The organism is Methylocystis iwaonis, from assembly GCF_027925385.1.
GTDB lineage: Bacteria > Pseudomonadota > Alphaproteobacteria > Rhizobiales > Beijerinckiaceae > Methylocystis > Methylocystis iwaonis.
Genome location: NZ_AP027142.1, coordinates 3259354 through 3284663, shown reverse-complemented (window position 1 = coordinate 3284663; position 25310 = coordinate 3259354). Strand labels below are relative to the sequence as shown.

The 25310-nt window shown below is 62.3% G+C and carries 19 protein-coding genes; 16 read left to right on the top strand and 3 right to left on the bottom strand.

What is annotated here, in order from left to right:
- Positions 1–66: 66 nt before the first annotated feature.
- The 3 genes from QMG84_RS15665 to QMG84_RS15655 are packed head-to-tail and all read left to right on the top strand — an operon-like array spanning position 67 to position 4873.
- Entirely contained in the window at positions 67–1470 is a 1404-nt protein-coding gene (locus tag QMG84_RS15665) for a TolC family protein (RefSeq protein WP_281929028.1), read from the top strand.
- Positions 1467–3665 (top strand): type I secretion system permease/ATPase, encoded by a 2199-nt coding sequence (locus tag QMG84_RS15660; RefSeq protein ID WP_281929026.1) that lies wholly within the window; start codon positions 1467–1469, stop codon positions 3663–3665. Before QMG84_RS15665 ends, QMG84_RS15660 begins: the two co-directional genes overlap by 4 nt.
- Positions 3665–4873 carry an HlyD family type I secretion periplasmic adaptor subunit gene (locus QMG84_RS15655; RefSeq protein ID WP_281932039.1) on the top strand — a complete coding sequence of 403 codons (1209 nt, stop codon included), beginning with the start codon at positions 3665–3667 and terminating at the stop codon, positions 4871–4873. The genes QMG84_RS15660 and QMG84_RS15655 overlap by 1 nt, the downstream gene beginning before the upstream one ends.
- A 33-nt stretch (positions 4874–4906) precedes the next feature.
- Here QMG84_RS15655 and QMG84_RS15650 read toward each other — a convergent pair whose 3' ends face one another.
- The gene (locus QMG84_RS15650; RefSeq protein WP_281929025.1) at positions 4907–5317 is read right to left on the bottom strand and encodes a four-helix bundle copper-binding protein; all 411 of its coding nucleotides are present in this window, start codon (positions 5315–5317) and stop codon (positions 4907–4909) included.
- 349 nt (positions 5318–5666) lie between these two features.
- Between QMG84_RS15650 and QMG84_RS15645 the strand changes: the two genes are divergently transcribed.
- The 6 genes from QMG84_RS15645 to QMG84_RS15620 all read left to right on the top strand — a co-directional run bounded on the left by QMG84_RS15645 (position 5667) and on the right by QMG84_RS15620 (position 13958).
- Positions 5667–6278 (top strand): hypothetical protein, encoded by a 612-nt coding sequence (locus QMG84_RS15645; RefSeq protein WP_281929024.1) that lies wholly within the window; start codon positions 5667–5669, stop codon positions 6276–6278.
- A 76-nt stretch (positions 6279–6354) separates the two neighbouring features.
- The gene (locus tag QMG84_RS15640) at positions 6355–6906 is read left to right on the top strand and encodes an RNA polymerase sigma factor (RefSeq protein ID WP_281929023.1); all 552 of its coding nucleotides are present in this window, start codon (positions 6355–6357) and stop codon (positions 6904–6906) included.
- Positions 6907–7172: 266 nt separating this feature from the next.
- On the top strand, positions 7173–8129 hold the full coding sequence (locus QMG84_RS15635) for an MbnP family copper-binding protein (protein WP_202072055.1): 957 nt from the start codon (positions 7173–7175) through the stop codon (positions 8127–8129).
- On the top strand, positions 8126–9280 hold the full coding sequence (locus QMG84_RS15630; RefSeq protein WP_350356497.1) for an MbnH family di-heme enzyme: 1155 nt from the start codon (positions 8126–8128) through the stop codon (positions 9278–9280). Before QMG84_RS15635 ends, QMG84_RS15630 begins: the two co-directional genes overlap by 4 nt.
- Before the next feature lie 449 nt (positions 9281–9729).
- The gene (locus QMG84_RS15625; RefSeq protein ID WP_281929022.1) at positions 9730–10674 is read left to right on the top strand and encodes a FecR family protein; all 945 of its coding nucleotides are present in this window, start codon (positions 9730–9732) and stop codon (positions 10672–10674) included.
- 152 nt (positions 10675–10826) lie between these two features.
- Positions 10827–13958, top strand: coding sequence for an efflux RND transporter permease subunit (locus tag QMG84_RS15620; protein WP_281929021.1), 3132 nt, complete (start codon positions 10827–10829; stop codon positions 13956–13958).
- 315 nt (positions 13959–14273) lie between these two features.
- Here the strand turns inward: QMG84_RS15620 and QMG84_RS15615 are convergent, their stop codons facing one another.
- Complete coding sequence (locus tag QMG84_RS15615; RefSeq protein WP_281929020.1) at positions 14274–16859, bottom strand: TonB-dependent siderophore receptor; 2586 nt, start codon at positions 16857–16859, stop codon at positions 14274–14276.
- 359 nt (positions 16860–17218) lie between these two features.
- Here QMG84_RS15615 and QMG84_RS15610 point away from each other — a divergent pair, with 359 nt between their 5' ends.
- The 7 genes from QMG84_RS15610 to QMG84_RS15580 all read left to right on the top strand — a co-directional run bounded on the left by QMG84_RS15610 (position 17219) and on the right by QMG84_RS15580 (position 24756).
- On the top strand, positions 17219–17566 hold the full coding sequence (locus QMG84_RS15610) for a hypothetical protein (RefSeq protein WP_281929018.1): 348 nt from the start codon (positions 17219–17221) through the stop codon (positions 17564–17566).
- 71 nt (positions 17567–17637) lie between these two features.
- A complete protein-coding gene (locus QMG84_RS15605; protein ID WP_281929017.1) occupies positions 17638–17856 on the top strand; it encodes a hypothetical protein in 219 nt (72 codons plus the stop codon).
- 96 nt (positions 17857–17952) lie between these two features.
- Positions 17953–18276 (top strand): hypothetical protein, encoded by a 324-nt coding sequence (locus tag QMG84_RS15600; RefSeq protein WP_281929016.1) that lies wholly within the window; start codon positions 17953–17955, stop codon positions 18274–18276.
- Positions 18277–18462: 186 nt separating this feature from the next.
- Positions 18463–18855, top strand: a complete 393-nt coding sequence (locus tag QMG84_RS15595) for a FixH family protein (RefSeq protein WP_281929014.1) — start codon at positions 18463–18465, stop codon at positions 18853–18855.
- Positions 18852–20084 (top strand): TolC family protein, encoded by a 1233-nt coding sequence (locus tag QMG84_RS15590; protein ID WP_281929013.1) that lies wholly within the window; start codon positions 18852–18854, stop codon positions 20082–20084. Before QMG84_RS15595 ends, QMG84_RS15590 begins: the two co-directional genes overlap by 4 nt.
- Positions 20081–21457 (top strand): efflux RND transporter periplasmic adaptor subunit, encoded by a 1377-nt coding sequence (locus QMG84_RS15585; RefSeq protein ID WP_281929012.1) that lies wholly within the window; start codon positions 20081–20083, stop codon positions 21455–21457. The genes QMG84_RS15590 and QMG84_RS15585 overlap by 4 nt, the downstream gene beginning before the upstream one ends.
- The gene (locus QMG84_RS15580) at positions 21454–24756 is read left to right on the top strand and encodes an efflux RND transporter permease subunit (protein ID WP_281929011.1); all 3303 of its coding nucleotides are present in this window, start codon (positions 21454–21456) and stop codon (positions 24754–24756) included. Before QMG84_RS15585 ends, QMG84_RS15580 begins: the two co-directional genes overlap by 4 nt.
- A gap of 11 nt (positions 24757–24767) precedes the next feature.
- Here QMG84_RS15580 and QMG84_RS15575 read toward each other — a convergent pair whose 3' ends face one another.
- Entirely contained in the window at positions 24768–25124 is a 357-nt protein-coding gene (locus tag QMG84_RS15575) for a VanZ family protein (RefSeq protein WP_202072066.1), read from the bottom strand.
- Between the last annotated feature and the right edge of the window lie 186 nt (positions 25125–25310).

Sequence of the window (25310 nt, the reverse complement as noted above, 5' to 3'; positions counted from 1 at the left end):
CCGATAACCGCAGAACCGCTTCGCAAAAGGGGTCCCTTTTCGGCGCCGAGCTGGGGTCCCATTTCAATGCTGATTGACAGTCTTCTTGTCGCCGTCGCGCTTCACGGCTGCTCCAGCGTCGGCAATGACACGCCGCCTGAGATGGCCGCCGCAGTTGTGACGCGCGCCGTGGCGAGCGAGAAGGTCGTCGCCAAAAAGGAGGCTCCGGCCCCGCCCCTCGTTGCGGATCGCCCCCTCAGCCTCGATACGATGCGCGGCGCCGTTTCGGCTGCGCTCGATTACAGCTCGAGCGTTCGGCGCGCCGGCTCGCAGCTTGCCTTGTCGGGCGTCAACATCGATATTGCGCGGGCTGGCTATCAGCCGACGCTGCAGGGCTCCGCGGGCGGCATAAAACATTCGGCCTACCGCAATCTCGGCGTCGCCGGCCTGCCGGATTTCCAGTTCACCGTGAGCCAGCCGCTCTACGATTGGGGAAAGACCGACGCCGACGTCGATCGCGCCCATGCGGAAAGCGAAGCGGCCGGATTGGAGCTCGCGGCGGAGCACGAGAAGGCCGCGCTCGAAGCGGCGCAGGCATACATATCCGTCAAGCGTAACGAGGCGATCGTTCGCGCCGCTCAGGATAATCTTTCCGCCCATGAGCGCTTCACCAAACTCGCGAAGGAACGCGCGAAGGGCGGCGTCGGCGACCACAGCGAGGTCGAGCTCGCCGGCGTTCACCAGTCGGAGGCGGCGTCGGAGCTCGAAAACGTCAACGGGCAGTTGCGCAACGCCCGCAGCGTTTTCCTGTCGAAAGTCGGATATGAGCCGAAGCAGCTCGCAGATATCCCAGACCTCAATCTCGCGCTTGGCGACATAACGGATGTCAGAGCCGAAGCCTCTCTGGCGCCGGCCGCTTCCGCTTCGCTGGCGAAGGGCAGGGCGGCGGAACATGCCGTGGCTTCTGCGAAAGCGGAGCTCTTTCCCAAGCTCACCGCGGAAGGCTTCGTGCGACAATATCCGAACAATTCCTACGCCAACTCGCAGTACCCCTACACGCGCACGACCGACGCGGGCGTGGGTCTGCGGCTCGTTGCGCCGACCTTCGTCGGGCTGAGCAACTTCAAGCGTGTCGAGGCCGCTCACCTGCAGGCCGACAGCGCGCAATGGGCGGCCGAGACGACTATTCGCAAGGCAGTGGAGGATGTCCGCGCCTTTCAGGACAAGGCGCCGACCCTGCGCAGCCAAGTGAGTATTCTCGAGGCGCAACTGCGTAAAGCCAAGGCGCTGCGCAAAATCTATGAAGATCAGTTCCTGCTCGGAGAACGCACGCTCACCGATCTCGCATCGGTTCAGGGGGACGTTTATCGCATCGAGCGCAACGGCGCCGAAGCGCGATATGCGATTTCCGATCTGCAATATTCGGCGGCGAGCGCGCTCGGCAGGCTCCTGCAGTTGCTCGACATCGCCGCCGGGGAGCAGAAGAAATGACCGAGCCGGGAAAGGTTCAGTCGATCAAGGCCGCCCCCCGCATGCGCGACTCCGACGCGCAGGACCCTTTGCTGGACGGGCTGCTGCTGCTTTGCCAACTCTACAATCGCCCAGCGAGCGCCTCGGAATTAACGGCGGGTCTGCCGCTCGACGGCGGGCGCCTCACCCCCGGTCTGCTCCGCCGCGCCGGCGCCCGCGTGGACCTCGACGTCCAGGTTCGCCGCAAGGACATCAGCGCGATCGTCTCGGGGTTTCTGCCCGTGCTGCTCCTGATGAAGGATGGTTCCGTGGCCGCGCTGCTCAGCGTCAAGGAGGGCAAAGCAAAGATCGTCCTGCCCGATTTGCCCACGCGCGAAATGTCGGCGCCGGTCGAGAGTCTGATGGCGCGCCACAGCGGCCTTGTTGTCCTTGCCGCGCCTTTGGCGCGGCGCGACTCGCGCGCCGACGGGTTTGGAGACGCACCGGACAAACATTGGTTCTGGGATGAAATCAAGCGTTACTGGCCGAATTTCCTGGAAGTCGCTTTTGCAGCGGGCATCGCCAATCTCCTCGCCATCGCCACCTCGCTGTTCGCCAAGCAGGTCTATGATCGCGTCGTCCCAAATTTGTCTTTCGCAACTCTGTGGGTGCTCGCTCTGGGCGTCGGTCTGGCGATCGTCCTCGAGACCGTCATGCGGATCTTGCGCGCGCATCTGATGGACGTCGCCGGCCGCCGGCTGGACCTCACTCTATCGGCGCGCCTTTTCGAAAGGGCGCTTGGCCTGCGGCTGGAAGCCCGGCCTCGATCGGTTGGCTCTTTCGCCAGTCAGCTCCGCGAAATGGACGCGGTGCGCGAGTTTTTTACCTCGGCGACGATCGGCGCGCTGAGCGACATTCCCTTCCTCGTCTTGTTCATCGTCATTGTCGCCTATATCGGCGGACCGATCGCTATTGTCCTTGCCTGCGCCGTCCCGCTGATTGTCGTCCCCGGCGTCATCGCGCAATGGCCGATTTCCGCGCTATCGCAACAGCACTTGCGCGAAGGCGCCGTCCGCCACGGGCTGCTCATGGAGGCGCTCTCCGGCATCGAAACGGTCAAATCGACACAAGCGGAAGGCCGTTTCCAGCGGTTGTGGGAAGAATATACGGCGTTGCTCGCGCAAAACGGCGTGCGTATGCGCACTATCTCCAGCGTGCTGATGTTCTCCGCGACCGCCGTTCAGCAGATCGCCTATGTGCTGGTGATGGTCGTCGGCGTCTATCGGATCGCCGACGGCGAGATGACGGTCGGCGCCTTGCTGGCCTGCTCGATCCTCTCGTCACGGACAATCGCGCCGCTGACGCAGCTTGCCGGAATCTTTGCTCGCTGGCAGCACATGCGCGCCGCGCTCGACAGCCTCGACGCGCTCATGGAGTCGCCAGTCGATCGGCCAGCCGACAGGAAATTTGTGCACAGGCCGCGGCTATCCGGCAATTATCGATTCGAGAACGTCGCTTTCACCTATGATAAGGACAGCAACCCCGCGCTGCAGATTTCCGCGCTGTCATTCGAAGCCGGCGCGTCCACCGCGCTGCTCGGCGCCAATGGATCTGGAAAATCCACGCTGCTGAAGATCATGGCTGGGCTTTACCATGTGCAGCAGGGGCAATTGCTGCTCGACGGCGCGGAGATCAGGCAGATCGACCCGGCGGATGTACGAAAATCGGTGGCCTATCTGCCGCAGGATGTGCGGCTGTTCCATGGAACCTTACGCGACAATCTTCGCCTCGGGCTCGAGACGAAGCAGGACGAGGAATTGCTGGAAGCCCTGGCTTTCGTCGGCGCGGAGGGGCTCGTCCAGGAACATCCTCTCGGCCTCGATCGGATGATCACCGAAGGCGGCGGTGGCGTCTCCGGGGGGCAGCGGCAGTCTGTCGGCCTCGCTCGCATCTGGCTGCGCGATCCGCGAATCGTTCTGCTCGACGAGCCGACGGCGGCGATCGACCACGCGTTGGAGCTCGTGCTCATCAGCCGCATCAGGGAATGGGCCGCTGGCCGCACGCTCGTCGTCGCCACCCATCGCCAACCGGTGCTCGCCCTCACGCAGCGCGCCATCGTGCTCAACGCGGGCCGCCCGGCCGCTCATGGGCCGGTCGAGGGCGTGCTCGCGGCGCTTGCCTCCAATCGCACGGTCGGTCCGGCCCGTCATCCACAGCCCTCGAGGGAGGCCGAGTGATGGACATGAAACGCATCGGCGCCAATGCGGCTGCGCTGATCGCCGCTACGATGGAGGACGAAGCCTCCGATCGCTACAGAATGTCGCGGCCACTTCTCTGGATCACCGCGCTTGGTCTCGTGGTTTTTTTGGTCTGGGCGGCTAATGCCTCGCTCGACGAGGTCACCAATGGCGCCGGGAAGGTCGAGCCATTGAGCCGCAGCCAGGTTATCCAAAGTCTGCAAGGAGGAATCCTGGAGTCCCTTGCCGTTCAGGAAGGCGAGGAGGTCGCGGTCGGCCAGAAGCTCGCCGTCATCGAAGATACGCAGTTCCGCGCCGCCTATCAGGATCTCGACGGCCAGACGATCGCTTTGAAGGCCGCGTTGAGCCGGCTTTACGCGGAGCTGAGCGGCGCCGATCACATCGACTTCAACCGGGACGTAAAGGCCAACGACGAGATCATCCGAGGCGAAATCAGCCTCTTCAATGCGCGGCGGCAACATTTTTCGGAAGCAGTTTCTTCGCTCGACGAACGCATCGGACTGACCTCCCGACAGCTCGAACTGCTCAAGCCGATGGTGGAGCGGGGCGCTTCGAGCAGGTTGAAACAGATCGAGCTCGAGCGGACGCTGGCCGATCTGAAGGGGCAACTGGCGGAAGCCCGCAATTCCTACTTTCAGGAAATCAACGACCAGATCACCAAAAAGAGCGCCGAGCTTGCGAGCCTGACGCAGCAGCGCGAACAGAAACGCGACGCGCTCACCCATGCCGTGCTGAAATCGCCAGTGCGCGGCATCGTCAAGAATTTGAAAGTGACGACGCGCGGCGGCGTCGTCTCTCCCGGCGAGACCATCATGGAAATCGTGCCGCTCGACGATCAGCTCTATGTCGAAGCCGAAATCAGGCCCCAGGACGTCGCCTTCCTGCATACGGGTCAGCGCGCCAATGTCAAAATCACGGCTTATGATTACACGATCTACGGGATGCTCACCGGAGAGCTTGTGTTTATCAGCGCCGACACCCTCAAGGACGAGACGCGGAAGGACGCCGACCCCTATTATAGAGTCCGCGTGCTCACCGACACGGCTGCGTTGCAGGGTCCGGACGGCCCCCTCCCGATCAAGCCCGGAATGGTCGCCGACGTCAATATTCAGACCGGCAAGAAAACCGTGCTCGACTATTTGCTCAAACCGATATTGAAAGGGCAAGAGGCGCTACACGAACGCTGACGCGTAGCGCCGCTCACTCCGCGCGCGCTCGCTTCAGTGCGTGGCGCCGAGGGTCTGAACCGCTTGCTGGCACGCTTGCTCGCAGCTCTGACAGGCCTCCGCGCAGATACGGCAATGCTCATGCGACTGCGCGTGCTTCTGGCATTCGTCTGCGCAGAGGCGGCAGGCCAGCATGCAGTTCTCCAGCGTGGAACGGATGATCTCCTCATTGCTTCCCGTGCGGCGCGTTGCAATCGCCCCGGCTGCAAAGCAAATGTCCGCGCAATCGAGGTTGAGGCGGATGCACTGCCTGAGGCGCGTGACCTCTTGCTCCCCGATACAAGCGTCGGCGCAGGAAATGCAGCTCTGTCCGCAGTCGTAGCATTCCTCGATCGCGCGGATCAGGGCTTGGTTGGTCTGCCCCTTTACGTCTGGATGCGTCCCGATGATCTCCTGAGTGTGCATGAGGCTTCTCCGCAAGTTGAGACGCGGGAACAACCCTGCCCATGCGAAATTGTTTCCGGCGGCGCCCTAGCGGGCTTTCCGCTGGCGTGGATTCATACAAGCGATGAGAAATGGCGTAGAGTCAAAAAGCTGGAGCGCGTTCTTTTCGCGAAAGTCTATCATGCCATTTCCGGGAATAGCTCGCACTGGCGCTTGTCATTCCCGATCGCTCGCTGCGCGAGCGTCCGGAACGACCCCGAACCAATCAAGCGGACTTCTAGTATCTCTTTTGCGGAAGCGCTGTAGCCGCGGTCACGGCCGGGATGGCCCCTAATGAAAAGATTAAACTATAAGTTGCCGGATTGTCTTAATGCTCGGGTTGGACGAGTTCTCGGGCCGCTCGATCGACCGCGTCACGATCTTTCATTGTCCTAACCGCCAAGGTTTCGTCCGCGTTCCAGATTTCACGCCGACGGTCGCTGAAAGGCGTGATTTTCAGAGCCTTATCCAAATGCAAAGGGTGGATAGGACAAGCGCGACCATGGAGCTTGACACTCTACAGACTTCGGCCATTTTAGGGGCGATGGCTTGGCGGCAGATAAAATACAGCAGCTTTCGGCGCGCGTTTATCGCTTGCGCCACGCTATCTATTTTTATGCTTCAGCTCGCGTCATTAGCGGGAGCGATAAAGCTTTCCGGGGTCATCGGTCTATACGCATCCTCGGAAGCCGCCGCCTTGTGCAGCCTGGAGGGCGATAACGCCGCTCCGGCGCATGGCGATAGTCATCATTCCAAATGCCGCGACCATTGTTTGGCGAACGGCCGCGCGGCGTCTGCTCTGGCGTTCGCGGTCACTTGCTTCGCTATCCTGGACTTATTCCCCGAGCGCCAAATCGCCGCTTATGGCCTCTTGGACGAACCCTGGCCCATCCCGGGCCGGTTGAATAGCTGGTCGTCTCGCGCGCCACCCTTCTTCTCCTGATCGACCGAACGCAGCCAGAGTCTGCGCAAGATAATTTCGGTTCTCGCGGCCGACAGCGCCGTCAGGGAGAAGCAACGTGTTTTCAACCGTTTCATCGAGCGGCGAGCAGTCGCGTGCTCCCGTTGGGGAAGCTTATTCGCTTCGTGAGGTCTTCCTTTCGAGCCAAGGAGACCTTCTCCGCTACCTCACGCGAAAGGTCGGCTCGACCGACGCGCCGGACCTTCTTCAAGAGACCTTTGTCCGAGTCGTCCGGCTGGAAAAGCCGGAGAGAATCAATGATCCGCCGGCCTTCCTAAAAACGATCGCGACTAATCTGGCGCGCGATTTTGTGCGCCGCCGGAGAACCGAGGCGGGCTATATCCAGTTTGGCGACTATCTGGTCGAAGCGCCGTCCGCAGATGCTCCCGCCGACGAACGTCTGGATTATGAACGTAAATCCCGCCTCCTCGACGTGGCTGTCAGCTCTCTGCCGCCGCGGTGCCGGGAGGTTTTCAAGCTTCATATCTACGAAGACGTTCCCCTCCACGAGATTGCGCGGAAATTAGAGATCTCCGACAGGATGGTGCGTAAGCATCTCAGCCTGGCTTTCCGGACCTGCCGCGCCGCGCTCAAATCTTCTTTAGAGTGACACGAGCCCGCTGCAGAAAAAAATTCCCGCGGCGAGGTTCCTTATTCTCGATCTGATGCGTCTAAGGAGGTTGGGACAACCTATAGCTCTGATGATCTGACGGGGAGTGCGACAATTGGCTCGATGAGGGCGCGTCGAGACGAAGTCGCCCTTTCGTGCGGCCAAGCGCCATGGCGTCGCTGGACGCCAGCGAGTATCTCACTGTTCCGCATAGAAGATTAACCGCGCCGTATGTGTTTGCTGGTCCGCGAATGAGGGTCGAAGCGATGCTGGGATCGATTGGAAGGACTGCATTTTGGCTGCTATTGACGCTCGCGGCGCTCGCCGGCGTCGGAGAGGCCGCAGCGAAAGATTTGCCTGTCGCCATCAACTTCGGACTGATGGCGGATGGAAAGGATGTCGGCTGCGGGGCGCCGCTCGCCAATCTCGGCGTCGCCCATCTGCAGGCCAAGCTCCATGAGGCGCGTTTTTACATCTATGGCGTGAAGCTCATCGACGCCAAGGGAATACGTACGCCCGTGGCGCTCGCGCAAAACGAATGGCAGTACGGCGACGTCGCTTTGGTCGATTTCAAAGACGCGCGCGGCGGCAACGCTCCCTGCACGGAGAGTAATCCGGCCAAGAATGCGAGGATTTCCGGGACCGCGCCGCGCCGCGCCTATGTCGGTCTGGAATTTTCCGTCGGCGCGCCTGTGGAGACGATTATCGACGGAAAGCCCGTCTCCATCAACCATTCCAACGTCGAGACGGCGCCGCCGCCTCTCGATGTCGCCGGCATGGCGTGGAATTGGCAGGCCGGGCGTCGATTCCTGGTGTTCGAGGTCGATCCGCCGTCTCCGATCGTCAAAGCGGACGGTTCCAAGACCAAGACCTGGACGGTGCATCTGGGCTCGACGGGCTGCAAGGGTAATCCCGCCACGGGCGAAATCGTTTCCTGCGCCCATGAAAATCGTTTCACTGTGACCTTCGACCGTTTCGACCCGAAGACGCAGCGCGTCGAATTCGACCTCACCCGGCTCTTCGAGAACAGCGACCTTCTTGTCGATAAGGGCGGCGCGGTCGGTTGCATGAGCGGGCTCGATGATCCGGAATGCCCCGCGATTTTCGCCGCGCTTGGCCTCAATCTCACGGGCGCCGACGGGACGGCAGGCAAGCAAACGAAGCCAGGCGCCTCCCCGGTCTTCAAGGCCGGCCTCGCGAAATTGGCGGGAGGCAAGCAATGAGGCGCAGGCAGCTTTTCGCGATCGCTTTGCTGGGTTTCGCCGCCGCGTCTTTCGCGATGGCCGAGCCGGCCAAGCAAACCGGCTGGAAATGGGACCTGCCCAACTATGTTCCGCCGCCGCGCGTTCCTGCGGACAATCCGATGTCGGAGGAGAAGTTCCAGCTCGGCAGACGCTTGTTCTACGATAAGCGTTTGTCGGGGAACGGGACGATCTCCTGCAGCTCCTGCCATCTGCAGGAGCGCGCCTTCACGGACGGCCGCGTGGTGAGCGTCGGCTCGACCGGCGAGAACACGCCCCGAAACGCCCCCTCGATCATCAATTCGGGATGGCATGGGACGCTGACCTGGGCCAATCCGGCGCTGGTGACGCTCGAGCGGCAGATGACGAACCCGTTGATGGGCGAGCGGCCGATCGAAATGGGCGTGAACGACTCGAACAAGAACGAGATCCTTGCGCGCTTTCGCGCCGACCCGGATTATCGAAAATGGTTCAAGGAGGCGTTTCCCGACAAGATCGATCCGATCTCCCTGGAGACCATCGTCAAGGCGATTTCCGCATTCGAGCGGGGGGTCGTGTCGTTCAACAGTCGCTATGATCAGTACCTGCAAGGCAAGCTCAAATTGACCGAGGCCGAGCAACGGGGGCATGATCTTTATTTCGGCGAGAAAGCGGAGTGTCATCACTGCCACGGCAGCGTGAATTTCAATGACCAGTTTGTTCACGTGAAGACGCGCGAGGCCGAGACGCCCTTCCACAACACCGGGCTTTACGACATCGACGGCAAGGGCGGATATCCCCTTCCGAACCGCGGTCTCTTCGATATAACGTCCGATCCTGACGACATGGGCAAATTCCGCGCGCCCAGCCTGCGCAACATTGCGGTGACAGGCCCCTACATGCATGACGGAACCGTCGCGACGCTCGAAGACGTCATCGAGATTTATTCGAAGGGCGGCCGTAAGATCGAGAAAGGGCCGAACGCCGGCGACGGACAAGCGAGCCCGCTCAAAAGCGGCCTGATCGTCAAGATCGATCTGACGCCGCAGGAAAAGGCCGATCTCGTCGCCTTCCTGAAAACTCTCACTGACGAGACTCTGCTGACCTCGCCAAGGTTCTCTGATCCTTGGAAAAAGGCGGCGGCGTCGAATTAGCGAGAAGGCGGCGCCTCGTCATAGAGCGCATTCCGCAAAGTGGTGCGCTTTTGCGAAATGAATGCGCTCCTGCTTTTTGAAGCTGCGCGCTTTCTCGTCGCTCGCATGATCCCATGCGAGCGGAAAGCGCGCGAGAGGCGCCGCCATCTTCGAACCCGCACCTTCAGTTGTGCTGAAACCGATGCTGGCGCATCTGCGCTCGCCGTGTCTCGCGGCTCCTCTTTGCCGGGCGCATGTTCTTTGTTGACGCCCTCCTTGGGCGCTGATCTTTTGCCGGCCGCATCGACAGGCGCCAATGCAGCGCCTTCCTGGAGAGAATATTTACGCCAACCGATGCGTTACACGATTCCGATCGGATTTCCGGGTCAGCTTGCATTTCGCGCGCGAGGAGTATTCTCTCGGCTGAGCGCCATGCGAGCAGACGAAGAGCAGCAATTTCGGTTCGATCAATGATGCCTGGCACTGAAACACCGCCCTCCGACTCCGACGATGCTGGAGACGAAGCCATCGACTGGTTCGTGAGGTTGAGGGCGGGACTGTCGTCCGACGAGGAAAAGGCGGCTTTCGAGCAGTGGCGCGCCAAAGACGCGGAAAATGCCGCGGCCTTCGAGGAGGTCCTGCGGATGTTTGGCCATCTCGCCGGGATGAGCCCGTCGCGTCGGGCCCAAACGCCACGCCATAGCGGTAGACGCCATGCCGCGGCCGCGGTTGCCGTACTGGCGGCGGCTCTCGCGCTACTGCTGTCCTTGGGCGACGTCGCTACGCGACTCCGCGCAGATCACTATGCCGGCGTCGGCGAAAGGAAGGTCGTCGCCTTGGAAGACGGCTCAAAGGCGGAACTCGACGCGAGATCCTCTATCGCGGTCCGCTACAGCGCCGCGGAGCGGCGCGTGATCCTGCTGTCCGGCGAAGCCTGGTTCGATGTCGCGCGCGACCCCGCGCGTCCCTTTGTCGTCGAGGCTGGCGAAGGATCGGCGACAGCGCTCGGCACCGCCTTCGACGTCGCCTTGATCGGTTCCGGCGCGCGCGTCACAGTGAATGAACATCGCGTGCTGGTCATGAGCGGGGGAGCCTCGGTCGTGGTGGAGGAGGGCCAACAGAGCGCTTATGAGAGAGACGCAGCGGCGGGCGCGCCCGAAACCGTGGACGTCGAGGCGGCGACCGCCTGGCGACGCGGGAAGCTGATCGTGACCAAGCTGCCGCTCGGCGACGTTCTGGCGACGGTTGGGCGTTACCATCGCGGGTTTATTTATTGCGTCGAGCCTTCAGCTTGCAGTCGCCGCGTTTCTGGTGTTTTCGACGTCGCGGACGCGGCGCAGATCATTAGCGAAATCGAGATGTCGCTCGGTCTGCGCGCCATTCGTCTGACGCCGTTCGCGACCTTCTTGTATTGACGTTCGAGCGCCTGCGATTTCCGGTCTCTCTGCGTCGAAGGAGAAAGAATGAGAAAAGAGACGCCGCAACGGCTCCGATATTGTGATGACCTCATGCGCTCGTCCTTTCCATTTCGCGGCGCCCAGCAACTGCCCCTGCGGCGCGGAGCGAGATGAACGTCTCCGCGCCTTTCATTCGACGCCCCGTCGCCACCACGTTAATTGCCGCCGCCCTCTTCCTGCTCGGCGCGCTCGCCTATTTTTTTCTGCCGGTCGCCAGCATTCCGTCCGTCGAGCGGCCGATCATCAGCGTCTCCGCCAATCGTCCGGGGACCGATCCGGCCACCATGGCGGCCTCGGTGGCCGCGCCGCTGGAACGGCGGCTCGCGGGCATATCCGGCGTTACCGAGCTCACTTCCGCCAATTCATACGGTTCGACGTCGATCACTCTCCAATTCGGGCTCGACCGAAACATCGATGCGGCGGCGCGCGACGTGCAGGCTGCGATCAACGCGGCGATGACCGATCTTCCCTCCGACCTGCCGTCCCCGCCTTCCTTCCGCAAGGCCAGCCTGGCCGGGCCGCCGGTCTTCGCCCTCGCGATGACGTCGGATACGCTGCCGACCAGCGCGATCTATGACATAGCGGACACGGTTATCGCCCAGCGAATCGCGCAGATTCCAGGCGTCGCCGACGTAAGGATCGCTGGCGCCGAGCAGCCGGCAATCCGCATCCAGGCGGACCCGACGCGGCTCGCGAGCATGGGCCTCAGCATCGACAGGGTGAGCGAGGCGATCCGGAAGGCCAATGTCCTCGGTCCGCTCGGCGCGCTCGACGGCGACGCGCGTTCCCTGACCTTCGGCGCAAACGGCCTCCTGTCGACGCCCGAGGAATTTCGTCAGATTGTGGTCGCTTCCTCGGCCGGCGCCGTGACGAAGCTCGGCGACGTCGCCTCTGTCGAGCTGGGCCCGCGCAACCGGCTGTCGGCCGGATGGTACAACGGCAAGCCTGCGCTTTTCGTCGTCGTCTCCAAGCAGCCGAGCGCCAATGTGATCGAGACGGTGGATCAGATAAAGGCGTTGCTGCCGAGATTGCAGAACTGGATTCCGAGCGGCGTCGACATCTCGGTGCTCACAGACCGCACGCAGACGATCCGCGCCAGCGTTTCGGAGATCCGGCGCGCCTTGCTGATCTCGGTTATCCTCGTCATGCTGGTGGTGTTTCTCTTCCTTCGCCGCGCGGCGCCCACCTTTGCGGCGGGGATCACCGTCCCGCTCTCTCTTGCGAGCGCCTGCGTGGCGATCTGGGCGGCAGGATTCACGCTGGACAATTTTTCGCTCATGGCGCTGACGATCGCTGTCGGCTTCGTCGTCGACGACGCCATCGTGATGATCGAGAATATCGAAAGGAATATCGAGCGCGGGATGGGGCGACTCGCGGCGGCGCTCGAGGGCGCGCGGCAGATCGGCTTCACGGTCGTCTCCATCAGCCTGTCTCTCGTCGCTGTATTTGTCCCTCTGCTCTTCATGAGAGACACCGTCGGCATGATGCTGCGGGAATTCGCATTCACGCTGAGCTTCGCAATCGTCGCGTCGATGCTCGTGTCCTTGACGGTCACGCCGATGATCTGCGCGCATCTTCGTTCGGCTCGGCCCGCGAGTCCGTCGGTCATGGACCGGATCGTGGGCGGCGCGCTCGGCGCGATCCTGCGGCTCTATGCACGAACATTGCGGCCCGTCGTGGATCATCCGCGCGTGATGCTCCTCGTGATCCTGGCGACGATAGGCGTGACTGTGTGGCTCTATCTCACCATACCTCAGGGCGTCATGCCGCAGGACGACATCGGCCTTATCAACGGGACGTCTGAGGCCTCGCCCGAGATATCTTTCTCGAGCATGGTCGAGCTGCAGCGGAAAGCCGCCGATGTGATCGGCGCCGATCCGGACGTCGTGGGGGTCGGTTCGGTCCTGGGCGGCGGCTTGGGCATGCTTGGCAATCAGGGGCGGTTTTTTATCGCGCTGAAGCCGGCGGGCCAGCGCAAAGCGACGAGCGCCGAGATTGTCGCGCGGCTGCGGCCGAAGCTTGCCGAGATCGACGGCTTGAAACTCTTCATGATCCCGGCGCAGGATTTTCGCGCGGGCGGCCGGCAGAGCAAGGCGCAATTTCAATTCACGCTTTGGGATGCTTCCGTTGAGGAGCTGGGACGATGGACCCCTAAAGTCCTTCAGCGTCTGAAAGCGCTGCCTCAGCTCGCCGACGTATCGAGCGACGTGCAGAGAGGCGGCCTCCGAGCAAATGTGATGATCGATCGCAACGCTGCGTCCCGAATGGGCGTCGCGATCTCGTCGATCGACGCCGCGCTGAACAGCGCTTTCGGCCAAAGGCAGGCGTCGATCATCTACACAGAGCGCAACCAATATCGCGTGATCGTCGAAGCGCCCGAATCGCGTCAGCGCAGCCTGCCCGATCTCGAAAGCGTCTATGTGACGGGGACCGGCGGACAGATCATGCCGCTCGCCGCGGTCGCGCGTATCGAGAGCGGGGCTATGCCGCTTGCCGTCAATCATCAGGGCGTCTCGCCCGCCATCACGCTGACATTCAACACGGCTCCCGGCTATTCGCTCGGTGCCGCCGCGGCGGCGGTGCGCGAGGCGGTCGACGATCTTAGCATTCCAGATGGGCTACATGCCGAATTCGCCGGCGACGCGGCGGATTTCATCAAGACCGTGAAGGGGACGCCGCTCTTCGTGCTCGGCGCGCTCATCGCCGTCTACATCATCCTTGGCATGCTCTACGAGAGTTTTATCCATCCGTTGACGATCCTTTCCACGCTGCCGTCGGCCGGGCTGGGCGCGCTGGTCGCGCTCGAAGCGTTTCAGACGCCATTCACCACCATGGCTTTGATCGGCGTTCTGCTGCTGATTGGTATCGTCAAGAAAAACGGCATCATGCTCGTCGACTTCGCGCTTCAGGCAGAGCATGAGAAGGGCCTCTCGCCGCACGACGCCATACTGGCGGCGGCGGCCGAGCGGTTCCGCCCGATCCTGATGACGACGCTGACAGCAATGCTGGGCGCGCTCCCCCTCGCTTTGGCCACGGGCGTCGGCGCCGAATTGCGCCGCCCGGTCGGCGTCACCATCGTCGGCGGTCTGCTTCTCAGCCAGATCATGACGCTCTATACGACGCCGGTTATCTATCTCGTCATGAGCAAGCTGCAAAGAAGAGCGCCGCGCCGAAACGCCGAAGCGCCGATTGGCTCAGAGGAAGCGGTTGGTTGTAGCGGGGGGCTACAGCCGCGCAGTTGAAAATTCGATGAAGTCGCGAAAGCGCCCCGGGGAGATGGGGAAACGCGCGATTGGTTCGCTGTCGTTCCCGACGCTCGCAAGGCGAGCGATCGGGAATTACCGCCGTCATTGCGAGGAGGCGGAGCCGACGAAGCAATCCAGGGCGGCGCCGCTGCCTGGATTGCTTCGCTTCGCTCGCAATGACGGGCTCTGAGTAAAACCAGCGCTTTTTGGGCTCTGTATTCCCGACGCTCGCTCAAGCGAGCGTCGGGAATGACAGGGAACCGATCAAGCGGATCTCGTATCAAACCACACCGCCGGAAATCCGCTCGATGGTCAGAATTCCAGACGCAAGGAACCAAGTATGGTTCTCGGGGGGCCGGCCATGATCTGGAACCGGGACGCAGCGCTCGCATAATATGTCGTGTCCAAGAGATTCTTTGCGTTGAGCTGCGCGGTGAGATGCGCGGGACCGACGTCGAAGCGATAAGAGATCATTCCATTCAGGATTGCGTAGGCCGGAATGGTGAAGGAGTTGGCGTTGTCGCCAAAAGCGCTTCCCACGACTTGCGCGCCGCCGCCGATGCTGAGGCCTTGGAATGAGCCGTCAGCGTCGTATTTGACCCAAAGATTGCCCATGTTTTTTGGAACGGTCGGAAGCCGGTTCCCAGCGATGAATAACTGAGTGTTGATTTCGGTGAGCGGATTGTAGAGCGAGCCTTTGGTGACGCGTGCGTCGTCATGTGTATAATTGGCGATCACGCTCCAATTTTCGTTTATTTGGCCCTTTAGATCGACCTCGAATCCTTTGCTTTCGGCTTCGCCCGCCACCAGCGTGTTGCCGGGATTGGTCGGATCAGGCCCCGGGACATTCGTCTTGACGAGATCGAAATAGGCCAGTGTCAGCAAGAGGCGCTTATCCAAAAACTCCGCCTTGACGCCGCCTTCCCATTCATAGGATCGGACCGGAGGCAAGGGCGACGGGATCGCGCTGCCGGCGTTGAGTCCATTGTCGGCGTTCAGCGACTTCGTGTAATTGGCGTATAAGGAAAGCCAAGGCATCGGCTGTATGGTTAGACCCACGCGTGGGCTAAACGCCTTGCTCAAATTCGGGCTCACGATCCAAGCGGTGCGCAGATCATTATTCTTAACCTGCCAGTTGACCTCGGCCCAATCATATCGGCCGCCGAGAAGCAGATGGACTTTATCGTCCCAGAACGAAATCGTGTCCTGAGCGTAGACGCCCTTCCAGGATTCTGAATTTGTCGTGAAAAGATTGGGCGTTACGCCGGCATATCTGCTTCCGTAAACCGGCGCGTAGATGTTGAACGCGGGCAGATATTTCGACGCGGGAACGACAAGATAGAAGGGCGCGAGCGGCTGATAGTTGCTGTAATAATCGAACCCGACAAGCGTGGAATGGCTCAAGGGCCCGGTGACGAATTTGCCCTTCAAATCCAGATTTGTGGCCATGCCTTGGTTGGTGATGGACTGGTAATAGGAGCCGCGCGTCAGGGCGCCTGTCGCTTGGTTGAGGCCGATGAAAGACACCGACGATAGGTCTTGACCCTGACTCCGATAGTAGAGCCTGTTCGTCAGGCTCCAATTCTTGTCGATGTCGAACGTCCAGTCATAGCCATAGTATCTAAGGTCGAACCGCTGCGGAAGCTTGCCGGTGTACGATGGGTCTTGAAGATAGCGCGTGATTGGAATCGATGCGGGCCTGTTGCCGACCGCGACGGTGTTGGACTCGGGCATGAACACGTCATGCATGAATTGCAGGTCGATGTTGGCCCTGAACTGATCGTTCGGGCGGATGGAGAATGTCGGCGCCAGGAAGTAATATTCTTTGTTTGCAAAATCCTGGTAGGAGTCGGAGCGCACATAGCTGCCGTTGAAGCGATAGGCGAGCGTCTTCTCCTTGTTCAAAGGCGCGGTGGCGTCCACCGTTGTCCGGGTAAAGCCATATGACCCGGCTTGCTGCTGCACGGAATAATATGGTGTGTCCAAGGGGCGTTTCGGCACGAGATCAACCAAGCCGCCGGGCTCGGATCGCCCATAGAGCATCGCTGCCGGACCTTTCAAAACGTCCACCGACTGAAGATTGGCGGTATCGACGTTCATAAGCTGGTACTGGCGCAGACCGTTGAAATAAACGCTTGTGTTCGTGGAAAAACCGCGAATCATCAGTCCTGTGTAGAAGGAGCTGTTGGGCACGGCGAGCACGCCGCTCGAATTGCCCACAACCGCATCTTTGAGATCGATTGCCTGCTGATCGTCCATCGTCTGGCGCGTGATGACCTGCACCGAGAAGGGAGTCTTCAGCAGCGGCGCGTCGGTTTTCAGCGTTGTGCTGGCCGTGTCCGACATGTAGCCGGTGAATCGTCCGCCGAGACCATCTTTTCCGGCGTTTTGGTCACGCGAGGCGGTTGCGGCGGACCGGCCGGCTCCGCTCCCATGAGGCGCCTGTTCATTTGACTGGGGAGACGCGCCGACTTCGATCGGCGGCAATGCTTGCGCATTGCGTGGGCTCGCGTCGCTCACCGTCCTGTTCGATTGGGCCAGCACGATCGAAATCGCTTCGCCGTTCTCGCTGAGCCGGTAATTGAGCCCCGTTCCCGACAGCAGCGAGTCGAGCGCGCCAGAGAGCGTATAATTTCCGTTTAGCCCCGGGGTCGTGAGATTTTCCGTTAGACGCGAATGATAGAGAACGTGAAGGCCATTCGCATCCGCCAACCGGTTGAGAGCAACATCCATCGAGCTTTGAGGAATCTGGTAGGTTTTGACCGCCTGTGCGATTTCCCTGTTGGTCATCGAGGCATGCGCGACTGCGGGGCTGCCGGCGTCGATCGCTTTCACGGCCATGACGATCGCTATCGCCGTTGTTTTCTTCCACTCTCTTTTGGCCGTTGTCTCGTTCATTTTCCACCACACAGAAAAATCGGCGAGGACGAATCTCCTCCCTTCTTTTCTGGGACGCGTGGCGTGTCGTTTCTGGAACGTCGTTCGACATCTATTTTTGGCGTTATCGAAGCGCGACGCACGCATATCGCAGCGAAAGCTAGCGCATGAGCGTCTCGGAGCGCCCGAGCAAGGAATGTTGGTCCATTCGGAACCTCGCGGACGATGTCCGGGTTCTGGCGAAGGCCCCCTTGGATCATAGTAGGTGCGACATGGAACGCCGCTCTATTAAAGACACGCCGGCATGCGCTCCCGTTTCGAGACCGGATTGCCCCGATTGGGCGCTCCGGCGACTGAGACTGGAACGTCTGGCGAGCTTGATGGAAGCTGAGAGTGAGCCGGTGCGGCTCTTCTCGACGATGGAATGCTATCCGAAAAAAAGGCGCCTCGCTCTGCGGCAGGAAGGATCGCCCCTGGCCATCGCCTTCAAGGATTCGATCTTCCGGCTAGAAGGCCTGTCGGGGGACACTGTCGGCGACGGCGTCTCCTTCTTCAAGCTGTCCGTGTCGGAGGCGCATGAACTCCTTTGCGACTGCCATTACGGCGGCGTCTTGCATTTCGGGCAGCCAATCAGCGAACAGGTCGCCCGCCGGGCGCGGTCGCTCGCGGCGAAGCACAGCTTCGCGGAGCTGCGAGATCGCGTGACGTCCTGGCTTGGGCGGCAGTAGGCGCGCATCCCGCCGGCCGTTCGGAAAGCGGCGAACGGCCGATCGGGCGCGCTTATCGAAGAGGCGGACAAATGCCGAAGCGGTTGATGATGATGGCGGCGCTTCTGCTCGCGACGACCCTGCCGGCGGCGTCGCAAAGCCAGGAGCACCGGGAACATAGCGCCATGCAGCACCTCGGCGGCCACTACCGCCATATGCACCGCGACTGGAGCGGCGAGAAGGGGCGCCATGTGCACAGCGTCTGCTGGGATTGGGACGCAGGCGAGGGCTGGGTCTGGATTTGCCGATGAGCGCCTTCGGTGGCTGGTCCGATCCGCGGTTGAGTTCGCCGTCCCCCGATGGTTGCCGACCGGACCTTCTGTGTTATTGTGTGGCCGGGAAACGCAATGAAGCTCAACTGGCTGCGCCTTATCGTCTCTGCGATGCTCGTCATCGCCGCTCTGTGGGCGGCGGCGCCGGGTTACGCTGCGCCTGCGCCCCATGCCTGTGCGGCGATGACCGCAGCGGACGACTGCCCCGACCATTCGGCCAACCATGCGACGGCGCCGCGGCACTGCGATTCTCTCATTTGCGGCGCTATTCAGTTGACGCCGCCTAGCGCCCTTGTGCCGACGATCACGGCCGCGCTCTCACCGGCGCGTCGTATATTCGACGACGCGGCCTATCGAGGGCGCACGGCGCCGCCGGACCTTCGTCCCCCGATTCTCTGAGCGCCCACCTAGGGCCCGCTCCGTGCGCGTGCGCCATCATGGGCGCCTCGGTGGGTGACGCCATCGGGCCAACGCGCGCGAGCGGCCCGGATTCTCCGTCTTACGATCTCATATCAGGCCCCCAGCGGGGCGGTAGCCCACTTGCGCGCAGCGACGCTTGCGCGTGAGGCGTGAGAGAACTCACAGATGCGACAGAACTTCTTGCGGCTTGTCGGCGCGATGGCTGTCTTCGCGCTCGGCCTCGGATATGCCCGCGCGGCGGCCGACGATTACGCATTTCAACTGGTTCAAACTCGAATCAAAAAGGGGCAAAGCTTCGCCGATGTGCGCCTGGTCCATAAACCGGACGGCAAACTTGTTGGCGACGCCATTATTTTCGCCACGCGACTCGACATGGCGCCGGATGACATGGAATCGATGACGAGCGCCATCGAACTGACGCAAAGCCCTGAGCCTGGCCTTTACCGCTTCAAGGTCGATCTGACGGATGAGGGACGCTGGCGCATGTCCATCGCGGCGAAGATTCAGGGAGAGACCGGAACGCTCCAGGGCCGGCTGATCTTGCAGGCGACTCCATGAGGCGACTCGTTTTTTTGTCGATCTGCGTCGCGATAGGCGTTTTCGCTTCGCCTGTTTCGGGGGCGGAAAGGAGTCCGCCCGGCGCGACGGCGGAGAGCGTGGTGGCCTTGGCGCGGCGGCTCAGTCCAGAGCTCGCGGCCGCCGTTCTCGACGCCGACGCGGCCTTGCAGCGCGTGGGCGCCGCCGGGGTTCAACCCGACCCGACGATCACCCTGCAGGCATGGGACGTGAACAGCAAGGGCGTTGGCCAGCGCTGGATCGGCGTCGAGCAGACCTTCAGACTCTGGGGTAAGACGGACCTCGAAAAAGGCGTCGCCCAGGCGGACGCCGATGCGTCGCGGCATCAGAGCCAGGCGATGGAGGTCGATCTCGTCGCTCGTGTGAAGACCGCCTACGCCCAATACAGCGCCGCCCAGCGCGCGCTGGAATTATCGAAGTCGCTCCAGCAGCGCGTCGATCAGCTCCTGGAGTTGTTGCGACTGCGTTATGGCGCAAGCTCGGTCGATCAGCAGGAGGTCATCAGGTCCGAGCTGGAGGCGGCCACCGCGGCCGCCGACGTCGCCCGCAGGGAGGGGGACGTCAAATCGTCGGCCGCGCGCTTGAATGCGCTCATCGGCCGCGACGCGCGTGCGCCGCTGGCGCCGTCCAAGGGCTTTCCGCCGCTGAGGACAAAGCTGACGCTCTCCGGCGTCCAGGATCTTGCCCGGTCGTCGAATCCCCAGCTCGCGGCGACGCATGCGCAGGTGCGCTCCGCCACGACCACGAAGGAATTGACCGACCTCAACTACTATCCGGACATCACCGCCGGCGCGAATTTCGTGCAGCGCCAGAGCGGCGAAAACAGCGGCATGTTCCTGCTGGGCTTCAAAGTGCCGCTGCAATATGAAGCGAAGGACGCCGAGCAGCGCGCGGCCAGCGCCAGTCTCGGGGCCGCGCAGGCGCGCAACGACGCGCTTCGTATCCGCCTCGACGGAGACGTCGCCGAGGCGTGGTATCGCTTGGAGGCCATCCGCAAGGCGATCAAAATCTTCGAGCAGCGCCAGCTTCCCCCGGCGCGGCTGTCTGTCGAGACGGCGCGCAGCGGTTTCGACGCCGGAACGACCAATCTCGCGACGCTTCTCGAATCTGAGCGGCGCCTGCGCGCCGTCGAACTGGAGCTTCTCGCTTTGAAGGTCGAGGAGCAGAGCAAATACGCCGACCTCGAACGTCTGGCAGGAGGCGCGCTATGAGCCGCGCAAAACTCATTTTTTCGGCCGTCCTCGCCGCTGTCGCGCTCGGCGCCGCCGGCCTGTGGCTGTGGCGCGCAGAGACGCCGCGCAACGCCGGCGAGATGCATGCGCAAGGGATCGGCCCAATCATCTACTACCGTGATCCGGATGGCCCCTTCTATTCGATAAAGCCGAAGAAGAACGCCGCCGGCAAGGACTATGTCGCCGTTCGCGCCAGCGAGGATGTCTCCTTCGAGGACAAGCCGCCGGAAGTTGCGCAAACGCAATCGACCGGCCGGCGCATTCGCTATTACCGCAACCCCATGGGCCTTCCGGACACGTCGCCCGTTCCCAAGAAAGACCCGATGGGAATGGACTACGTCCCTGTCTATGAGGACGAAGCGCAGGACGTTTCGACCGTCACGATCAGCCCCGGCAAGCTGCAAAAGACGGGCGTGCGCTCGGAGCCTGTCGAGCGTCGGGCTGTGACCGTTCCTGTGCGCGCGGCGGGCCGCGTGGATTTCGATCCGCGGCGAACTGCGGTCGTTGCGCTGCGCTTCGAGGGCTTCATCGAATCCGTCGAGAAGATCGCCGAGGGCGATTATGTGCATAAGGGCCAGCCGCTCATGCGCGTCTATGGGCCCGACCTCTCGAGCGCCGCCGCGGAATATGTGGCCGTGCTCAACGCGCATTCGGCGGCGCGCACGGAAGGGGCGCGGCGCCGACTCGTCAATCTCGGACTCGACAATGTGACGATCGCCGCGATCGCGCGCAGCCGCCGCGTGCCACGCGTCATCGACTGGCCCGCGCCGCAGGACGGCCATGTCATCGAGCGCACGGCGCTGAGCGGGATGCGCGCGGCGCCGGGCGAGACGCTGTTTCGCATCGTCGACCACAGCCTTGTCTGGATTTTGGCCGATATACCGGAGCGCGACGTGGAGACCGTGGCGCCGGGGCAGACGGCGATCATCCGCGCGCGCTCCTACCCCGATCATCCTTTCAAAGGGCGCGTCGCGCTCATCTATCCGCATTTGAATATGGAGACCCGCACGGCCCGCGTGCGCATCGAGCTGCCAAATCCCGAGGGGCGCCTGCTCGGCGACATGTTTGCTGACGTCGAGATCGAAGCGGGCGGCAAGGAGAAGGTTCTGGCCGCGCCGGAGAGCGCCATCATCGACGCCGGCAAGCGACAAGTCGTCATCCTCGATAAGGGCGAGGGTCATTTCGAGCCGCGCGAAATCAAGATCGGGAAGCGCGGCGACGGCTATGCGGAAATTGCCAGCGGCCTTGCTGAGGGCGACCGCATCGTGACGTCGGCGAACTTCCTGATCGACGCCGAAAGCAATCTCAAAGCCGCACTGCAGGCGCTCGACCACGCAGAGGCGGGCAAATGATCGGCCGTCTCATTGCTTGGTCGGCGCGCAATCTGGTGCTGGTCTTCGTCGGCACGGCCTTTGCCGTCGCCGCGGGTCTCTATGCGCTGCGCACCCTGCCGCTCGACGCCATTCCCGATCTCTCCGACGTGCAGGCGATCGTCTATACGGAATATCCGGGTCAGGCGCCGCAGGTGGTCGAGGATCAGGTCACCTATCCTCTCACAAGCGCCATGCTCACCGTGCCGCGCTCCAAAGTGGTGCGCGGTTTCTCCTTCTTCGGCGTCTCTTTCGTCTATGTCATCTTCGAGGATGGGGTCGACGTCTATTGGGCGCGTTCGCGTGTGCTCGAATATTTGAGCGCCGCAACCAAACGCTTGCCCGCGGGCGCCGCGCCGGTGCTCGGCCCGGACGCCACGGGCGTCGGCTGGGTCTATCAATATGCGCTCGTCGCCAAGGAAATGACGCTCGCCGAACTGCGATCGCTGCAGGATTGGACGCTGCGCTACGGGCTCGCCAAGGCCGAAGGAGTCGCCGAGGTCGCAAGCGTTGGCGGCTTCGTTCGACAATATAACGTCGTCGTCGATCCTAATCGCCTGCGCGCGCTCAACATCCCGCTCTCGCGCATTCGCGAGGTCATCCGCGCCAATAATGCCGATGTCGGCGGCCGCACGGTCGAACTGTCCGAATTCGAGTTCATCGTTCGCGGCCGCGGCTATCTGAAGGGAGTCACTGACCTTGAGAACATCGTGCTGCGCGCCGGCGGCGGGACGCCGCTGCTCCTCAAGGATGTGGCGCGCATAGAGCTCGGGCCCGATGAGCGCCGCGGCATCACGGAGCTCAACGGCGAGGGCGAGGTTGCGAGCGGCATTGCACTGCAACGCTACGGCGCCAACGCCCTCACTGTCATAGACAATGTCAAGGCCGCTCTGGCGCAGCTCGCGCCGAGCCTGCCCAAGGGCGTCGAGATCGTCCCGGTCTATGACCGCTCTGAGCTCATCCATGCGGCGATCGAAACGCTGCGCGGCGCGCTGGTCGAGGAAAGCGTCATCGTCGCGCTCGTCTGCGTCGTCTTCCTTTTGCATTTCCGCAGCGCGCTGGTCGCCATCATCATGCTGCCGGTCGGCGTGCTGATGGCCTTCGCGGCGATGAAGGCGCTGGGGCTCGGCTCCAACATTATGAGCTTAGGGGGCATCGCCATCGCCATCGGCGCCATGGTCGACGCGGCGATCGTCATGATCGAGAACGCGCACAAACGTCTGGAGCGCGCCCCGCCCGATACGCCGCGCATCGATATATTGATCGACGCCGCGACCGAAGTCGGCCCGGCGCTGTTCTTCAGCCTGCTGATCATCACCGTGTCCTTCCTGCCGATCTTCACTTTGGAGTCGCAGGAAGGGCGTCTCTTCAGTCCGCTCGCTTATACGAAGACCTTCGCCATGGCGTCGTCGGCGCTTCTGTCGGTCACGCTGGTTCCGGCGCTGATGGTGATTTTCGTGCGCGGCAAGATCGTCTCGGAGGAGAAAAACCCGATCAATCGGGCGCTCATCTATATCTACCGGCCGATCATCCGCCTCGTGATGCGTGCGAAAATTCCAACTGTCGTTCTGGCGCTCGCGGCCGTCGCCGTCACGATCATTCCCGCACGCCAGCTCGGCTCCGAATTCATGCCGGCGCTCAACGAAGGCGCGCTGCTCTACATGCCGACGACGCTGCCGGGGCTTTCGGTGACCAAGGCCGCGCAATTGCTGCAGACGCAGGACCGGATCATCAAATCCTTTCCGGAAGTGAAATCCACCTTCGGCAAGGCGGGCCGCGCAGCGACGGCGACCGATCCGGCGCCGCTCGAAATGTTCGAGACGGTCATCGATCTCAAGCCGAAAGCGGAGTGGCGGCCCGGCGTGACCGTCGAAAGTCTCGTCGCCGACATGGACGCGGCGCTGCAATTTCCTGGCGTCTCCAACGCCTGGACCATGCCGATCCGCAATCGCATCGACATGCTCGCCACCGGCATTCGCACGCCTGTCGGCGTCAAGATCATGGGGCGCGATCTCGCGCAGCTCGAAGGACTCGCGCGCCAGGTCGAGAAGGTCGTGAAAGGCGTTCGTGGCGCCGCGTCCGCTTATGCCGAGCGCGTCATGGGCGGTTACTATCTCGACATCATCCCTGATCGCGCAGCGCTCGCGCGTTACGGACTGATGATGGACGACGTGCAGGCGACCATTGCCACGGCCCTCGGCGGCGAAACAGTGACCACCACAGTGGAGGGGCGCGAGCGCTATGGCGTGAACGTGCGCTATCCGCGCGACTTCCGATCGAGCCCGCGCGCGATTGCGAGCGACGTTCTGATCCCGCTCGCTGGGGGCGGAACCATCCCGCTAGGCGAGGTCGCGAAGGTGGATTTGGTTCGCGGCCCGACGTCGATCCGCACGGAGAACGGGCAGCTCGCCGTCTATATCTTCGTCGATGTCCGGGACCGCGACATTGGCGGCTTCGTGACCGAGGCGCAAAAGGCCGTCTCCGAGGCGGTTCAATTCCCCGCCGGCTCCTATGCTGTCTGGAGCGGCCAATATGAATATCTCGAACGCGCGGAAGCGCGCATGCGCGTCGTCGTGCCGGTGACGCTCGCGATCATTTTCCTGCTGCTCTATCTGAATTTCCGCAAGATCACCGAGACGCTCATCGTCATGCTGTCCTTACCCTTCGCGCTCGTGGGCGGCGTTTGGCTGATGTGGGTCATGAACTTCAACATGTCGGTCGCCGTGGGCGTGGGTTTCATTGCGCTTGCAGGCGTCGCGGCCGAGACCGGCGTCGTCATGCTCATCTATCTCGACGCCGCGCGGCAGGAGATCGCGGCGCAACGCGCCGAGGAAGGGAAAGCCTTCACGAAGATGGATCTTCACAAGGCCATCATGCTCGGCGCCGTGGAGCGCGTGCGCCCCAAGATGATGACGGTCGTGGCGATCATGGCCGGCCTCGTGCCGATCCTTTGGAGCACCGGCGCCGGATCGGAGGTCATGCAGCGCATCGCGGTCCCGATGATCGGCGGGATGGTCTCGTCCACTTTGCTGACGCTTTTGGTCATTCCGGCGATCTACGCTTTGATCAAGGGAGTTGGTTTGCCGGCGGACGATCAACCGAGCTTGCGCGTGGTTACAAGTCGATGGCGGGGCCGGTGTAGGGCTTTGTGGTTCGGTGTTGATCCCGACGCTCGCAAAACGAGCGACGGGAAATACCGCCGTCGTTGCGAGGAGGCGGAGCCGACGAAGCAAACCAGCGCCGCATCGCTGCCCTGGATTGCTTCGCTTCGCTCGCAATGACGGGCTCTGGGTCAGGCGCGGGGCCAGAGACGCGCCAAGGCGGCGCCACATGCGAGCCCAACGGTCAGTCCCGTTGAGCTGGCTAAGGCGTCGAGAAGGTCGGGCGACCGCCCGGGGATGAAACTCTGAATCCCCTCCAAGACGACGCTCGCGATAACGAGCGCGCCCCAAATCAGCGCCCGCGTTCTACGGCGTCGATAGGCAATGCTGAAAAGGAGCCCCGTTCCTGCATAGGCGATAAAATGTTCGAGCTTTCCCGGCAGAGCAGTGTGCGGGCGAGCGTCGCCGGGCGCCAGTGAAAGCGCCAGGATCGCCAAGACGCATGCCCAAGCGAGCATGCGGATCATTCGATGAGCTGCGCTCGCCACGTTCACTTCTCCATCGTCGTCACCTTTCGCCCGCCCGAGCGAAAGGAAAGGACGTGCTCAATATGTATCTCAAACCCGGCGTCTGGAAAGCAGTCCCTTAGCAAACGCCGACTTACCGAATGCCCGTGCAAATAGTAAGCGTCGGTTGACAGATCCACGCTAAGCTTGTCACCTCCGGCAATGTTT

What these genes read in the sequence shown, in the direction of transcription:
- QMG84_RS15665 (WP_281929028.1), top strand. Translation starts at nt 67, where the DNA reads ATGCTGATTGACAGTCTTCTTGTCGCCGTCGCGCTTCACGGCTGCTCC.
- QMG84_RS15660 (WP_281929026.1), top strand. Translation starts at nt 1,467, where the DNA reads ATGACCGAGCCGGGAAAGGTTCAGTCGATCAAGGCCGCCCCCCGCATG.
- QMG84_RS15655 (WP_281932039.1), top strand. Translation starts at nt 3,665, where the DNA reads ATGGACATGAAACGCATCGGCGCCAATGCGGCTGCGCTGATCGCCGCT.
- QMG84_RS15650 (WP_281929025.1), bottom strand. Translation starts at nt 5,317, where the DNA reads ATGCACACTCAGGAGATCATCGGGACGCATCCAGACGTAAAGGGGCAG.
- QMG84_RS15645 (WP_281929024.1), top strand. Translation starts at nt 5,667, where the DNA reads ATGCTCGGGTTGGACGAGTTCTCGGGCCGCTCGATCGACCGCGTCACG.
- QMG84_RS15635 (WP_202072055.1), top strand. Translation starts at nt 7,173, where the DNA reads ATGCTGGGATCGATTGGAAGGACTGCATTTTGGCTGCTATTGACGCTC.
- QMG84_RS15630 (WP_350356497.1), top strand. Translation starts at nt 8,126, where the DNA reads ATGAGGCGCAGGCAGCTTTTCGCGATCGCTTTGCTGGGTTTCGCCGCC.
- QMG84_RS15625 (WP_281929022.1), top strand. Translation starts at nt 9,730, where the DNA reads ATGATGCCTGGCACTGAAACACCGCCCTCCGACTCCGACGATGCTGGA.
- QMG84_RS15620 (WP_281929021.1), top strand. Translation starts at nt 10,827, where the DNA reads ATGAACGTCTCCGCGCCTTTCATTCGACGCCCCGTCGCCACCACGTTA.
- QMG84_RS15615 (WP_281929020.1), bottom strand. Translation starts at nt 16,859, where the DNA reads ATGAACGAGACAACGGCCAAAAGAGAGTGGAAGAAAACAACGGCGATA.
- QMG84_RS15610 (WP_281929018.1), top strand. Translation starts at nt 17,219, where the DNA reads ATGGAAGCTGAGAGTGAGCCGGTGCGGCTCTTCTCGACGATGGAATGC.
- QMG84_RS15605 (WP_281929017.1), top strand. Translation starts at nt 17,638, where the DNA reads ATGCCGAAGCGGTTGATGATGATGGCGGCGCTTCTGCTCGCGACGACC.
- QMG84_RS15600 (WP_281929016.1), top strand. Translation starts at nt 17,953, where the DNA reads ATGAAGCTCAACTGGCTGCGCCTTATCGTCTCTGCGATGCTCGTCATC.
- QMG84_RS15595 (WP_281929014.1), top strand. Translation starts at nt 18,463, where the DNA reads ATGCGACAGAACTTCTTGCGGCTTGTCGGCGCGATGGCTGTCTTCGCG.
- QMG84_RS15590 (WP_281929013.1), top strand. Translation starts at nt 18,852, where the DNA reads ATGAGGCGACTCGTTTTTTTGTCGATCTGCGTCGCGATAGGCGTTTTC.
- QMG84_RS15585 (WP_281929012.1), top strand. Translation starts at nt 20,081, where the DNA reads ATGAGCCGCGCAAAACTCATTTTTTCGGCCGTCCTCGCCGCTGTCGCG.
- QMG84_RS15580 (WP_281929011.1), top strand. Translation starts at nt 21,454, where the DNA reads ATGATCGGCCGTCTCATTGCTTGGTCGGCGCGCAATCTGGTGCTGGTC.